Raw genomic sequence first — 15484 nt, 5'->3', positions numbered from 1 at the left:
TTGTTAGTTAATGTAAATTTAATATTTTTAATACTTTACCTATAAATATTTTATAAATAAAAGACTATAATAAAAGTATATGATATTTTAGCAATTTTATCTAATTATTTATGGAAATTCATTTACTTTAGAGAATTTTTTTGTTATCATAAATAGTGAAATAATAATTGTTATTTATTGAAATTAATTATTCTTGAGAGGTGTTATAGATGAAGTATTTAGAAGTAAAAAAAGATATTTACTGGGTAGGTGCATTAGATCCAGGACTAAGAGTATTCGATATTATAATGTACACTCCATACGGAACTACTTATAATTCATATGTAGTAAAAGGTAGTGAAAAAACTGCATTATTTGAAACTGTAAAAGAAAGATGTTTTGATGAATATTTAAAAACACTTGAAAGTATAGAGACTAATCCAGCAGAAATCGATTATATAATCGTAGACCATACAGAACCAGATCATGCAGGTTCAGTTGGAAAGATATTAGAACTTGCTCCTCATGCTAAAGTTGTAGGTTCAATGCAAGCTATTACTTTCTTAAAAGAAATTATCAATAGAGATTTCGATCATATAATTGTAAAAGATGGTGATGAAATTTCTCTTGGTAATAAAACATTAAAATTCATTTCTGCTCCATTTTTACATTGGCCAGATTCAATGTACACATATGTTGTAGAAGATAATGTTTTAATAACTTGTGATTCATTTGGAAGTCACTTCTCAAGTGAAGAAATGTTTAATGACTTAATAACTGATAAAGATAGTTATTACGAAGCTTTAAGATATTACTATGACTGTATAATGGGACCATTTAAGCCTTTCGTTTTAAAAGCTATAGATAAAATTAAAGATTTAAATATCGATGTTATTTGTCCAGGCCACGGTCCTATCTTAAGAGAAAATCCATGGGAAATTGTTAATACTTATAAAGAATGGAGTACTCCAAAGAAAGCAGATATAAATGCAGACAAAAAAGTAACTATTTCTTATGTATCAGCTTATGGATATACTGAAGAATTAGCAAAGGCTATTAAAGAAGGTATTAAGAGAAATCATAATGTTGAAGTTAAAATGTACGATATAATAAAACATGAAACAGCAGAAATATTAAGTGATATTGAATCTTCAGATGGATTATTATTCGGTTCACCTACTATAGTAAATGAATTACTACCACCAGTTAGAATGCTTTTAGCTAACTTAAATCCAGTAATTCACGGTCAAAAATATGCTGCTGCATTTGGATCATACGGATGGAGCGGAGAAGCTGTTCCTAGAATAGAAAGTAGATTAGAAGAATTAAGAATGAAATTAATTCATCCAGGATTCCGTGTTAAGTTTAGAGCTTCAGAAGAACAATTAGAAGAAGCTAGAAACTTTGGTGATACTTTTGCAAAAGCTATGTTCGGAGAAATAGACTTTAGAAATATTGACCACGGTGCATGTAATGTAACTACTAAATAATATATTAAAAAGATGAGAATTTTAATTCTCATCTTTTTTATCTTATTATATTAATTTTTAGGCAACTTCTCTATTTCTTTTCTTATATCAACCATTTTATCATCTAAAATAGTTATCATATCTGCACATTCTTTAAGCTCATCTGATATATGATTAAAAGTTTTATTTCTGTATTTATAATATATTTTATGTTCAAGACTAGCCCAAAAATCCATAGCTATTGTTCTTATTTGTATCTCTACAGGAACATTTACTGTACCTGTAGATAAAAATACTGGTATTGTTATTATAGCATGTAGACTTCTATATCCATTTTCTTTAGGGTTCTTTATATAATCCTTAACCTCAATAACATTAACATCATCTTGGTTAGATAATATATTAAATATTAAATATATATCTTCTGTAAATGAACATATTATTCTAACTCCAGCTATGTCTTTAATATTATCCGTAATATTCTCTGGTGTAGGTTCTAATCCTTTACTTATAAGTTTTTGTATTATACTTTTAGGCTTTTTAACTCTAGTTTTTATATGTTCTATAGGATTATAATCATGTAACAACTTAAACTCATTATTTAATATATTAATTTTAGTGCTTATTTCTTCTATAGCAAATTCATATTTAATCAATAAGTCTGTCCAAATCAAGAATTCTTCATTTTCAACAAAAGATTTAAGCTCATACTTATCTTCTCCATACATATTCTCATCTCCCGTTTTATAAAAAGCGTTGGCACTTTTTACTACCAACGCTTAAAATTTATTAAATTAGTTTAATGCTTCTACTCTAGCTTTAACAGCTTCTAGCATTTCAACATATTTATTTCTCTTTTCTTTTTCTCCTAGAACAACTTTTTCTGGTGCTTTAGCAACGAATCCTTCATTAGAAAGTTTCTTATCAATTCTTTCAATTTCCCCTTCTAACTTCTTAACTTCTTTAGCTAATCTTTCAAGTTCCTTTTCTCTATCAACTAAGTCAAGTAATGGCATGAATAATTCTCCACCCTTTACAACTAATGATACAGCATTTTCTGGAACTTCATTTTTATCACTTATAAATGATACGTTAGAAGCTGATGCTAATTTTTCTATATATGAAGCACCTGCTGTAAATGCATCTTTTGCTTCATCTGAAATATAACATATAACATTTGCTTTTCTTGATGGCTTAACATTCATTTCAGCTCTTAAGTTTCTAAGGTTCTTAATAGCTTCTATAACAAATGCCATGTCGCTTTCAGCCTTTTTGTCATTTAATTCTTCTTTGTATTCTGGCCAAGCTGATAATGTTATAGTTTCTTCTTTATCATTTAAGTGAGTGAATATTTCTTCTGTTATAAATGGCATTACTGGGTGAAGAAGCTTAAGTCCAGTTTCTAATACGTTAAATAATACATTATAAACTATTCCTTTAGCCTTTTCATCTTCTCCATATAAAACTGGTTTAACAAGTTCTATATACCAGTCACAGAACTCAGTCCACATAAAGTCATATACTTTTTGTAGAGCAATTCCAAGTTCGAAGTTATCCATATTTTCAGTAACTTCTTTAACTAATGTATTTAAGTTTGAAAGAATCCATTTATCAGCTAAGCTATATTCTTTACAATCTTTATACTTATCCATTATTTCTCTATCTAAGTTCATCATAACGAATCTTGAAGCATTCCAGATCTTGTTTGCGAAGTTTCTAGCTGATTCTACTCTTTCTGGATAGTATCTTATATCATTTCCTGGAGCGTTACCAGTAACAAGCATAAATCTTAAAGCATCTGCACCATAAGTGTCTATAACTTCTAATGGATCTACACCGTTTCCTAAAGACTTACTCATCTTTCTTCCTTCTGAGTCTCTTATTATTCCGTGTATTAATACATTTTCAAATGGAGTTTCTCCCATGTTATGTATTCCACTAAATATCATTCTAGCTACCCAGAAGAATATTATATCATATCCAGTAACTAATGTGTTTGTTGGATAGAAGTATGCTAAATCTTCTGTTTTTTCTGGCCATCCAAGAGTTGAGAAAGGCCAAAGCGCTGAACTAAACCATGTATCTAATACATCTGTTTCTTGAGTTAAATTATGACTTCCACACTTTGAACATTCAGTTACTTCTGTTTCTGATACATTAATGTGTCCGCAGTCATTACAGTACCATACTGGTATTCTATGACCCCACCATAATTGTCTTGATATACACCAATCTTGAATGTTTTCCATCCAGTTGAAGTATGTCTTTTCAAATCTTTCTGGTATAAATTTAGTTCCTTTATTTTTAACTACTTCTATTGCAGGTTCTGCTAAAGAATCCATCTTTACATACCATTGTTTTGATATTATAGGTTCTATTACAGTACCACATCTATCATGTGTTGATACATTATGAGTATGATCTTTTACTTTTACTAAAAGTCCAAGTTCTTCAAGATCTTTAACCATAGCTTTTCTAGCTTCATATCTTTCAAGACCTGCGTATTTTCCGCCTTTTTCATTTATGAATCCTTTATCATCCATAACTCTTATTTCAGGAAGGTTATGTCTCTTTCCTACTTCAAAGTCATTTGGATCGTGAGCTGGTGTTATCTTAACTGCTCCTGTTCCAAATTCTATGTCAACGTACTCGTCTCCAACTATAGGAATTTCTCTATCTACTAATGGTAATATTAAAGTTTTTCCTATAAGATGCTTAAATCTATCATCATTTGGATTAACTGCAACTGCTGTATCTCCAAGTAAAGTTTCTGGTCTTGTTGTAGCGATTTCTAAGAATCCACTTCCATCTTTTAATGGATAGTTTATATGCCAGAAATGTCCGTTTTGTTCTTCGTATTCTATTTCAGCATCAGATAAAGCTGTTTGACACTTAGGACACCAGTTAGTTATTCTGTTTCCTTGGTATATAAGTCCTTCATTGTATAATTTAACGAATACATGTTTAACTGCTCTATCTAAGTGTTCATCCATTGTGAATGCTTCTCTTGTAAAGTCAGCTGAACAACCCATCTTTTTAAGTTGAGTTCTTATTCTTTCTCTATATTCATCTGTCCATTCCCAAACTTTTTCAAGGAATGCTTCTCTTCCCATTTCTTTCTTCTTTAAACCTTGCTTTAAAAGTTCATTTTCAACTTTAACTTCTGTTGCAATTGAAGCGTGGTCTTGTCCTGGAAGCCATAAAGTTTCAAATCCTTGCATTCTCTTAAATCTTATAAGCATATCTTGAAGTGTATTATCAAGTGCATGACCTAAGTGTAATTTTCCTGTTATGTTTGGTGGTGGCATAACTATTGAATATGGTTTCTTATTTTTATCTACTACTGGTGTAAAGTATTTGTTTTCTTCCCAAGTCTTATAAATTCTTTCTTCGAATTCTTTTGGGTCATATGTCGTACTTATATTTTTTATATCTTCTGACATTAAAACTCCTCCTCTATATTTTAAATTTTAGCTTAAATTTTATTTAAAGCTAAATGTATTTATATTAAAAAAAAGAGCTTTCATCCTAAAAAGGACGAAAGCTCGTGGTACCACCTTTATTCTTATAATAACTAAAATTTAATTATCATAAGCTCTTAATTCAAATAACGATCCTTTAAAGACCGTCTTTAGCTACTACTATTTCACTAAAGAAGCTCAGAAGCTACCTTCAAAACATCTTACTTAAAGGGCTCCCACCTAATCCCTTCTCTCTATAAAGCTTAATATTTTTACTCCTCTTCATCTTAGCTATTTACTATGTTAATTTACTTATATATGTTATAGCATTAATTATTTTTTGTCAATATTTATGATTTAATTATTTAAAGTTGCACTTGCTTCTTTAAATGAAGTTAAATTTTCTTCGTTTAATTTCTTAAATGCAACTGAAAGCATAAGCTTGATTCTATTTACTTGGTTTACAACAGAAGCACCTGGGTCATAATCTACAGCTACTATATTCGCATTTGGATAGTGCTTTTTAAGTGCTTTCATCATACCCTTACCAGTTACATGATTAGGAAGACATGCAAAAGGTTGCATACATACTATATTATCAGCACCTGACTGTATAAGTTCTATCATCTCAGCAGTTAGGAACCATCCTTCTCCTGTTTGATGCCCTAATGAAAGTATATTAGATGCTAACTTTCCAAGTTCTTGTATTCTCTTTGTTGGTTCGAATCTATTACTTTCTTCTAATGCCTTATTCATTTCTGTTCTATAGCTTTCCATATACTTCATAGCAATTATACTTAAATCTCTTGATTTTCTACTAAAACCTAAGTATTTATGCTTAAAATCAGTATCATAAGTTGAGTAGAAGAAGAAGTCTAAAAGATCAGGAACAACAGCTTCTGCCCCTTCACTTTCTAAAAGAGCTACTATATCATTATTTGCAGTTGGATGATATTTAACTAATATCTCTCCAACAACTCCAACTCTTGGCTTTTTGATATCTAATAATTCTAATTCATCGAACTCTCTTATTATTTCTCTAATATTTCTATTAAATTCTCTCTTGCTTCCATTTTTAAGATTTTCTTTTGCAATCTTATTCCACTTTTCATGAAGCTTATTAGCTGAACCTTTAAACTTTTCATAAGGTCTTGTTTTATATAGAACTCTCATGAATAAGTCACCATAAACTAATGCCATTAAAGCTCTCTTTATGAATTTTAATGTTATTTTAAATCCTGGTTGTTTTTCAAGTCCAACTGCATTAAGTGAAAGTATTGGTACATTTGTAAATCCTGCATTTTTAAGTGCAAGTTTTAAGAATCCAATGTAGTTAGTTGCTCTACATCCACCACCAGTTTGAGATATTATAACTGATGTATTATTTAAATCATACTTACCTGATTTTAATGCTTTTATAATTTGTCCAATTACTATTATTGATGGATAACAAGCATCATTATTTACATACTTTAATCCTTCTTCAACAGCACCTGGATCATTTTCAGGCAATATTTCTAAATTATATCCAGCTGCATTTGCCGCAACCTCAAGCATATTGAAGTGTATTGGTGACATTTGTGGACATAAAATAGTATGAGTTTTTTTCATTTCTTTTGTAAATACAGGGTTTTTGTATTCTATTTTATTAACTACTGGAGTGTAGTTATTTCTTTCTCTTTCTTCTATTGCTGCTTTTAATGATCTTATTCTTATTTTTGCAGCTCCTAAGTTATTTCCTTCATCAATTTTTAATACAGTATAAATTTTCCCCTTTTCTTCAAGTATTTCATTTACTTGATCTGTTGTAACTGCATCTAATCCACATCCAAATGAATTTAATTGAATCATCTCTAAGACTTCTGAGTCCCTAACATAAGCTGCTGCTCTATAAAGTCTTGCGTGGTATGTCCATTGGTCTACAACTCTAAGTGGAGAGTCTAATTTACCAAGATCTGCAACACTGTCTTCTGTAAGCACTGCCATACCAAATGAAGTTATTACATCTGGAATACCGTGATTTATTTCTGGATCTATATGATATGGTCTTCCTGTTAAAACAATACCTTTTTTATTATTTTTCTTTAAGTATTCTATAACTTCTAAACCTTTATTTCTAATATCGTTTTTATAATTTTCTCTTTCAGCAAACGCCTTTTTAACGGCATTTTTTGCTTCTTCATGAGTTATATTATAATCTTTAAATTCTTCAACTATTCTCTTTGCTAGAACTTTTTCATTATCTAATGAGAAGAATGGCGCAATATATTTAATATTCTTTTCTTCTAAAACATCCATATTATTTTTTATTACTTCTGGATATGATGTAACCATTGGACAGTTATAGTGGTTATTTGAATCACTAAACTCTTTCTTTTCATAAGATACACATGGATAGAATATAGTATCTACTCCATTTTCTATTAATGCCATTATGTGACCATGAACAAGCTTAGCTGGATAACATGCTGATTCTGATGGTATTGTCTCTATTCCTTTTTCATAAAGCTTTTTAGATGAAACTGGCGAAGATACTACTCTGAATCCTAAATCAGTTAATAGAGTAAACCATAAAGGATAATTTTCATACATATTTAAAACTCTTGGAATACCAATTGTTCCTCTCTTAGCTTCTTCCTTCTTTAATGGCTTATAACCAAATGTTCTCTTAAATTTATATTTATAAAGGTTTGGCATTTTATCTTGTTTAATTTGTATACCAAGACCTCTTTCACATCTGTTTCCTGATATGAACTTTTCATCAGTTGAGAAAGTATTTACAGTTAAAAGACAGTTATTTCCGCAAAGTCCACATCTTCTAAATTCTGATGTCATTTCAAAGTCTTTTATCTTTTCCTTTGGAAGTATACTTGATTCTTCACCTTCTACATATCTTTCTTTAGATATAAGTGCTGCACCAAATGCTCCCATAAGACCAGCTATATCAGGTCTTACAACTTCTCTTCCTGATATTTTTTCAAAGCTTCTTAAAACAGCTTCATTGTAGAAAGTACCACCTTGAACTATTATCTTTTCTCCCATTTCTTTTTCATCTCTAATTTTAATAACTTTATATAAAGCATTTTTTATAACTGAGTATGAAAGTCCTGCTGAGATATCACCAACAGTTGCACCTTCTTTTTGAGATTGCTTAACTCTTGAGTTCATAAATACTGTACATCTTGAACCTAAATCAACAGGTGAAGTTGAGAATAATGCTTCTTTAGCGAAATTACTAACTTCCATGCCTAGTGATTTACCGAATGTTTCTATAAATGAACCACATCCTGAAGAACAAGCTTCATTTAAAAGAATACTATCTATTACTCCACCTTTTATTCTTAAGCACTTCATATCTTGTCCACCAATGTCAAGTATAAAGTCTACACCTGGAAGGAAATGTTCTGCTGCTTTATAGTGCGCAATTGTTTCAATTTCTCCAAGGTCCATGTGAAGTGCAGCTTTTATTAAAGCTTCTCCATATCCTGTTACTGTAGCTTTTGCAATTTTTGCATCTTTTGGAAGAGAAGCATATAAATCATTCATAATTCCAACTATAGTCTTTAATGGATTACCTTCGTTACTACCATAGAATGAATATATTATTTCATTATCTTCATTTATTAAAACAACTTTTGTTGTTGTAGAACCTGCATCAATTCCTAAGAATACTTTACCTTTTGCATCTTCTATTTTATTTCTTTTAGCTTTTGCTTTATCATGTCTATTTTTAAACTCTTTATATTCTTCTTCGTTTTTAAATAAAGGATCTAATCTTTCTATATTATCGTCTTTAGCATCGCTTATATTATCTACTTTTGAAATAAGGTCTTTAAATGAAATTTCCTTCTCTTCTTCTGATAAAAGAGCAGCTCCCATTGCAACGAAAAGCTGTGAATTATCAGGGAATATTATCTCTTCTTCTTTTAAACCTAATGTTTCAATAAATCTATTTCTAAGTTCTGATAAAAAGTATAATGGCCCACCTAAGAATGCTACATTACCTTTAATTGGTTTTCCACAAGCTAGTCCACTAATTGTTTGATTAACAACCGCTTGAAGAACAGATGCAGCTATATCTTCTTTTTTAGCTCCTTCATTTATAAGTGGTTGTACATCCGTTTTTGCAAAAACCCCACATCTTGAAGCGATTGGATATATAACAGTATGTTTCTTTGCAAGTTCATTTAATCCTGAAGCATCAGTGTTTAAAAGTGATGCCATCTGATCAATAAACGCTCCTGTTCCCCCAGCACATGTTCCGTTCATTCTTTGTTCTATTCCACTATTTAAATATGTTATCTTGGCATCTTCTCCACCAAGTTCTATTGCAACGTCTGTTTTTGGAATTATATTTTCTATAGTTTCTGTACATGCAATAACTTCTTGGACAAATTTAACATCTAACCATTTTGAAACAGATAATCCACCAGATCCTGTAATAGTTACTGTTATTTTTCTATCTCCAAACTTGTCATAACATTCTCTCATTAAGCCTATTATTGTATTTTTTATATCTGAATAATGCCTTCTATACTCTGAAAACACTATTGAATTACTATCATTTAGTAATACTAGTTTTACTGTAGTAGAACCTACATCCAACCCCAACTTATAATTATTCATTAAATTTACACCTACTTATTACAATTTTAATACACTCTTATATATCGTTATATATGTATTATATATTAACTAGATTTCAAATCAATAATTAAAAACAAATTATCTAAAAAATTAAAATTAAATTAAGCTTTTATTAATTATTTAGTATATTTTTACCACTATATGTATATAATATAAGAACTATGTACATACTGTAAATATAACGAAAACAATTGTTTTCTTATTCGTAAACTTTTATAAGGAGGATTAAAATATATGAATTACTTTAGCGAAGCAAATAAACTGTATAATACAAAAGAATACGAAAAAGCAATAGAGTATTATAAAAAAGCTGTTGAGTCAGATGAAAATAAAGCTTGCTCTTACTATAACTCTGGAGTATGTTTTATTAAACTTAAAAATTATGATGAAGCTATTTTTATGATTAAAGAGGCTATTAAACTTCAAAGAGACAGTAAATACTTTTTTAATCTTGGCTACTGCTACGCAATGAAAGATTTAAATGATAAAGCATTGATATATTTTAATATGTCTTGGTCCTTAAATAATAAAGATACAGATTGTGAAAAAGCAATAAATTTAATTTTATCAAAGAAAAAAAGATTAACATAGTGCGCTATGTTAATCTTTTTTCTTACCACTCGCCTGCAATACTTTTTTCTCTGTGATCTTTATCAAAATTCTTGTTATCAAAATAGTTTCCTGCAATATAAAATGTTGGATCTACCTTTATCCATCTCTTTTCACTATCTAAATAAACTTCATTCCATGCATGATTTATATATTCTTCTCCATTATAAGCTTCACCCATAACAATTCTTACTTTAAGGTTAACTGCTCTACACATTGCTGCATAAAGGCAAGCATAATCAAAGCAAATTCCTTTTCTTTCTTCAAAGGCTGGTATTGCACCGCTATTATTTACTTTTTTGTTACTAAGAACTTCTTCAGCCTTTTTAAAATCATACTTTATATTGCTTCCAACCCAAACATATAAAGATTTTGCTTTTTCTTTATCTGTTTTATCATTCTTTACAATTTCTTTAGCCTTACTATTTATTTCACTATTTGACCTAATTCCTTCATCTATAGTTACTCCATTATAGTAAATTATTTTAGATTTTGACATATCTAAAGCTACTGCACTTTTTATGTCACTTATTTTCTTCTTATCTATTAAATTATCTAATTTATTATAAGCCTTTAAATTAGAAAAAGTATTTATTTGATATCTTGGTGCTACAAAGCCATTGTAAGTTATTATAGCAATAAATATACATATAACAACTAATAATCCTCTTATAAATCCAAGAATAGAACTTACTATAAATAATAACCCCTTATTTCTACTAATTGTTCTATCAAAATCTATTTCTACTATTGAATTTATCATATTTAAAACTAATGTAGCTATCCATTTTATAATAAAAAATATTATTATTATAATTAATGCTTTTATTAAAAAGTTTAATGTTCTATCTAAACTTATGGAGAGTAAGAACTTCTCTATCTTGCCCTCTATATAATCATAAAATTTAAATATAGTAAAAAAACTTATTACACTAGCAATACTTGAAATTATTGCACTTGATACATAACTTATGCTCCTACTTATCATTCCATCTTTAATGCTTGTAATAACCATAATTATAATTATTCCAAATGTAATTATTTCTGCTAAACTTAGCTTCATTTTATTCTCCTTTATACTTAATGAAAACTTCTTTAATTACCTCTTTTGCAATATCATAATCATACCCTCTACCTAATAAATATCTTGTTAGTTTATTTTTAATCTTAAAATCATCATCTTCTCTTTTTGATATATTTAAATATTTTTTCTCACAAAGAATAATAGCACGCTCCATTTCATCATCTCTATCTAGCATACTAAAAGCTTCTTCTATTAGAAGTTTATTCACACCCTTACTTATTAATGAATATCTTATTTTATTTCTACCTTGAGTTCTTATTCTATCTTTAATATACATAGAAACAAATTTAGAATCATCAATAAATCCATATTCTATTAAAAAGTCTATAGTACTATCTACTGTTTCTATATCAAATTCTTTAGCTAATAATTTATCTCTTATTTCTTTTTCTGTTTTATAACTTCTCTCTATTGTTCTAAGTGCTGATTCCTTGCACTTAGATAAATTTTCTGACTTTGAAATTTCAATAAGTTTTTCTTTATCAACTTCTTCATTAACTTTTAATCCAAACTTATATACAAGTTCCATATTTATAGAAAATGCATATTCATCATCTATATAAACATTGACTCTTTCTTTATTTCTCTTGCCAGTTTCTATTTTTGTTATTTTACTCAAATTATATCACCTTAATTTTCTCTTCTTAATATATGAATAGTTGGATTTTTTAAAACCTTTCTTGCAACATCATATACTTCTTCTTTTTCTATTTTATTAATTCTCTCCATATCATTTACAAATTCTAACAAATCTTCTTTTTCTAGTTCTTGATGAAGAACATAATTGCAAAGATCTGCTGAATCTTCAAGTGTACCTATTACAGCAGTTTTGTGAACTTTTTTCATTATTTCTAAATCACGCTCTTTAAATTTAATATTTTGTACTAAAATATCATTTAATACGTTATTAATTGCCTTTTTAGCTTCTTCTACATCTTCATCACTAACAGATGTATAAATATATAAACATTTTGAGTCTCTACTTATATCTAAGTGAGTAAATATGTCATAAGCTAATCCTCTATTTTCTCTAACTTCTCTAAAAAGAAGAGAATTTGCACTTTCACCTAATCTATGATTTAAAATTCTAAGTGGAAGCTCATCTTCTTTAACTAAATCATTAAATGTAAATAAGTATACTATAGTACTTTGTTCTATTTCATTTTTATAACTTGTAAATTCACCTTTTATATTATCTTCAAGTGTAATATTTTTTTCTCTCTTTTTATTACCTTTCCAATCTTTAAAATTCTCTTCTATTATTTGTAATGCTTCTTCATGCTCGAAAGAACTTACCATAGTAATTACAGCATTACTTGGTATATAATTTTCCATATAAAACTCTACAAGTTCTTTTCTCTTAAAATTATTGACGTTTTTTTCAAATCCTATAATGTCATATCTTAAATAACTTTCCTTAAATGCAAATTCATTAGTTTTTTTGAAGCTTAAATCTTCTATATCATCTTTGCTAGTCCTAATTTCTGCTAAGATTACACTTCTCTCTTTTTCGATTTCGTCTTCTGGAAAATTTGAATTAACAATCATATCGGCTAATAAGATTGTTCCTTTTTTTATTTCTTCTTCAAGGCAACTTATTGTATATACAGTACAATCATAATCTGTATATGCATTATACTCTCCCCCTAAGCTTTCTAATTCTTCATTTAAAATCTCATTACTTCTACTTTTTGTTCCCTTAAATAGCATATGTTCTATAAAGTGGCTTATTCCCTTTTCATTTTCAGACTCATACATAGCACCAATATCAATTCCAACATTAATTGAAGCTATCCTTGTATCTTTCTTTACAGTTATTACTTTTAATCCATTTTTTAAAGTTGTTTTCTTTATATCAAAATTTAATTTTATCATACCCATCTCCTATTTGTAATTTAATTACAACCTTTAATATAATATGTTTTTAATAATAATACAATACAAAGACTATAAACTATTTAAATATTTTAATAATTGTATATAATGTAATTAATACGTTTTTTAAAAGGGGGGATACTTAAAATGAATAAGACGATTCTTATTGTTGAAGACGAAATAAAAATTCGTTTCTTAATTAGAGATTATTTTTTAAAAGAGAATTTTAATATATTAGAAGCTTCAGATGGAGAAATAGGATTAGATTTATTTTCAAAAGAAAAGATAGATTTAATTATATTAGATGTAATGATGCCTAAAATAGATGGCTTTACTTTCTTAGAAAAGATACGTAAAGTTTCATCAGTTCCAGTAATCCTTTTAACAGCTAAAGCTGAAGAAGAGGATAAACTTCAAGGTTATGCATTTGGAGCAGATGATTATATGACTAAACCTTTTAGTCCTAAAGTATTAGTTGCTAAAGCTAAGGCTTTACTTAAAAGAGCTAGAACAGATATAGATTCAAGTTCTCAAGACTTTAATGGACTTACAATAAATAAATTATCTCATGAAGTTAAAGTAGATAATGAAGAAATATCTCTTTCTCCTAAAGAATATGAGCTTTTATTATATTTAATTTCTAATGAAGGGATTGCTCTATCAAGAGATACAATATTAGATAATGTATGGGGAATTGACTATTATGGTGATATTAGAACTGTTGATACTAACATTAAAAGACTTCGTGAAAAATTGCTTGATAAATCAAAATATATTGTCACAGTAAGAGGCAGTGGTTATAAATTTGAGGTGAAGTAATGGGTTCCACTCTTTCAAAAAAATTATTTATACTTACATCAGTCTTTCTTGTAGGCTTTATAGCTTTAACTTTAATATTTCAAACGTTTATTTTTGAAGATTTTTATGAGAAAAAGAAAACTACTTCATTGACTAATGCAATAGAGACATTTGCTTCTAAGCATTCATATGAATTTTCAGATCCTAATGCACTTTATCCTGCATTAAAAGAATTTGAAGATGATAATAATTCTAAAATAGCTATATTCTCTATTGATGGTAAGCTTAGATACATATCAAGCAATCTTGAAAATGATAAAGATGATATAAATATGTTGACTAACTTTTGCTCTTCAATTTTAAAAAATAATGACATATTATTTAAGCTTTTTACTACAAACAAGCCTATTGCAACTGAGTTTTCTAGTGGAAATAAGAAAAATATTGGTGTTGCTTCTGCTATGTCTATAAGATCAAAGGATGATTCAATTGTATTATCAGTTTCTTCTATACAACCTATAATAGAAGCTAGTAATGTAATTAATGAATTTTATGTTTATATATTTATTGGAATACTTTTCATATGTTTAATTATTTCATCAATATTTGCAAGTTTGGTTACTCATCCTCTAAAGAAAATAAATTGTATTGCAAATAAAATGTCAAAAATGGATTTTTCCGAAAAATGTAATACTAATAGAGATGATGAAATTGGTAACCTTGCAAAAACTTTAAACTTTTTATCAGCTAACCTTCAAACTTCTCTTAAAGATTTAAAAGAAAAAAATAAAAAGCTTGAAGATGATATAGAAAAAGAACGTAAACTTGAAATAATGAGAAAAGATTTCGTTGCAAATGTAAGCCATGAACTTAAAACTCCTATTGGAATAATAGAAGGATATGCAGAAGGAATTAAGGATGGTATAGTATGTGGAGAAAATAAAGAAGAGTATCTTGAAACAATAATTAATGAATGTCAAAAGATGAGTAAGCTGGTATCTAATATGCTTGAACTTTCAAAGCTAGAGTCTGGCGTTATAAAACCTCACTTTGAAGTTTTTAATATTAATAGGTTAATTAGTAAATTAGTTAAAACATTAAAACCTGAGTGTGGTGAAAGAAATCTTAAAATTTTCTTTGAACCTCACAATAATTATTCTTATGTTAAAGCAGATATATTCCAAATGGAACAAGTATTAACTAATGTATTTACTAATGCAATTAAATATACAGATGACAATAACAATATATTTATTACAATAAACTCTTACTCAGAAGATGAATTTAAAATTTCTATTTTAAATTATGGCTCAACAATCCCTGAAGGCAAGGATATTAATTTATTTGATAAATTTTATAAAGTTGATAAATCAAGAAATAGAAATAATAATAGCACAGGACTTGGCTTATCTATAGTAAAGAATATATTAGATTTACATGGATTTAGATATAATTTAAGAAATGTCCCTGCAGGAGTTATGTTTGAATTTTATCCAAAGAAGGCTAAAGAAATGAATGATTTAGATTCTGATATAGAATAATATTAAAATTATAAAAGCTAG

The 15484-nt window shown here is 28.2% G+C and carries 10 protein-coding genes and 1 other annotated feature; of the genes, 4 read left to right on the top strand and 6 right to left on the bottom strand.

Annotation, left to right across the window (positions count from 1 at the left end; all coding sequences use genetic code 11):
* The first annotated feature begins 209 nt into the window (after nt 1-209).
* Complete coding sequence (locus ACZ5TJ_RS06535; protein ID WP_464202119.1) at nt 210-1469, top strand: FprA family A-type flavoprotein; 1260 nt, start codon at nt 210-212, stop codon at nt 1467-1469.
* 50 nt (nt 1470-1519) lie between these two features.
* Here ACZ5TJ_RS06535 and ACZ5TJ_RS06530 read toward each other — a convergent pair whose 3' ends face one another.
* From ACZ5TJ_RS06530 to ACZ5TJ_RS06520, 3 genes are all read right to left on the bottom strand, one after another.
* Nucleotides 1520-2176 (bottom strand): GTP pyrophosphokinase, encoded by a 657-nt coding sequence (locus ACZ5TJ_RS06530; protein WP_464202118.1) that lies wholly within the window; start codon nt 2174-2176, stop codon nt 1520-1522.
* 66 nt (nt 2177-2242) lie between these two features.
* Nucleotides 2243-4891, bottom strand: a complete 2649-nt coding sequence (locus ACZ5TJ_RS06525; RefSeq protein WP_464202116.1) for a valine--tRNA ligase — start codon at nt 4889-4891, stop codon at nt 2243-2245.
* An 87-nt stretch (nt 4892-4978) separates the two neighbouring features.
* Nucleotides 4979-5207, bottom strand: a binding site (T-box leader).
* Between the two features lie 59 nt (nt 5208-5266).
* Nucleotides 5267-9535 carry an acyl-CoA dehydratase activase-related protein gene (locus ACZ5TJ_RS06520; RefSeq protein WP_464202115.1) on the bottom strand — a complete coding sequence of 1423 codons (4269 nt, stop codon included), beginning with the start codon at nt 9533-9535 and terminating at the stop codon, nt 5267-5269.
* A gap of 255 nt (nt 9536-9790) precedes the next feature.
* Here ACZ5TJ_RS06520 and ACZ5TJ_RS06515 point away from each other — a divergent pair, with 255 nt between their 5' ends.
* Complete coding sequence (locus ACZ5TJ_RS06515; protein ID WP_464202113.1) at nt 9791-10147, top strand: tetratricopeptide repeat protein; 357 nt, start codon at nt 9791-9793, stop codon at nt 10145-10147.
* Nucleotides 10148-10169: 22 nt separating this feature from the next.
* Here the strand turns inward: ACZ5TJ_RS06515 and ACZ5TJ_RS06510 are convergent, their stop codons facing one another.
* From ACZ5TJ_RS06510 to ACZ5TJ_RS06500, 3 genes are read right to left on the bottom strand one after another with little or no spacing between them, the layout of a single operon-like run.
* Nucleotides 10170-11228, bottom strand: a complete 1059-nt coding sequence (locus ACZ5TJ_RS06510; protein ID WP_464202112.1) for a transglutaminase-like domain-containing protein — start codon at nt 11226-11228, stop codon at nt 10170-10172.
* A gap of 1 nt (nt 11229) precedes the next feature.
* Nucleotides 11230-11868 (bottom strand): recombination regulator RecX, encoded by a 639-nt coding sequence (recX, locus tag ACZ5TJ_RS06505; protein WP_464202110.1) that lies wholly within the window; start codon nt 11866-11868, stop codon nt 11230-11232.
* A gap of 11 nt (nt 11869-11879) precedes the next feature.
* Nucleotides 11880-13124: a M16 family metallopeptidase gene (locus tag ACZ5TJ_RS06500; RefSeq protein ID WP_464202109.1), complete on the bottom strand. Its 1245-nt coding sequence runs from the start codon at nt 13122-13124 to the stop codon at nt 11880-11882.
* A gap of 147 nt (nt 13125-13271) precedes the next feature.
* Between ACZ5TJ_RS06500 and ACZ5TJ_RS06495 the strand changes: the two genes are divergently transcribed.
* Nucleotides 13272-13943, top strand: a complete 672-nt coding sequence (locus ACZ5TJ_RS06495) for a response regulator transcription factor (protein WP_464202108.1) — start codon at nt 13272-13274, stop codon at nt 13941-13943.
* Entirely contained in the window at nt 13943-15463 is a 1521-nt protein-coding gene (locus ACZ5TJ_RS06490; protein ID WP_464202107.1) for a HAMP domain-containing sensor histidine kinase, read from the top strand. Before ACZ5TJ_RS06495 ends, ACZ5TJ_RS06490 begins: the two co-directional genes overlap by 1 nt.
* The last annotated feature ends 21 nt before the right edge of the window (nt 15464-15484 follow it).

The organism is Clostridium budayi, from assembly GCF_055396605.1.
This window is presented reverse-complemented; position numbering and strand designations above follow the sequence as displayed.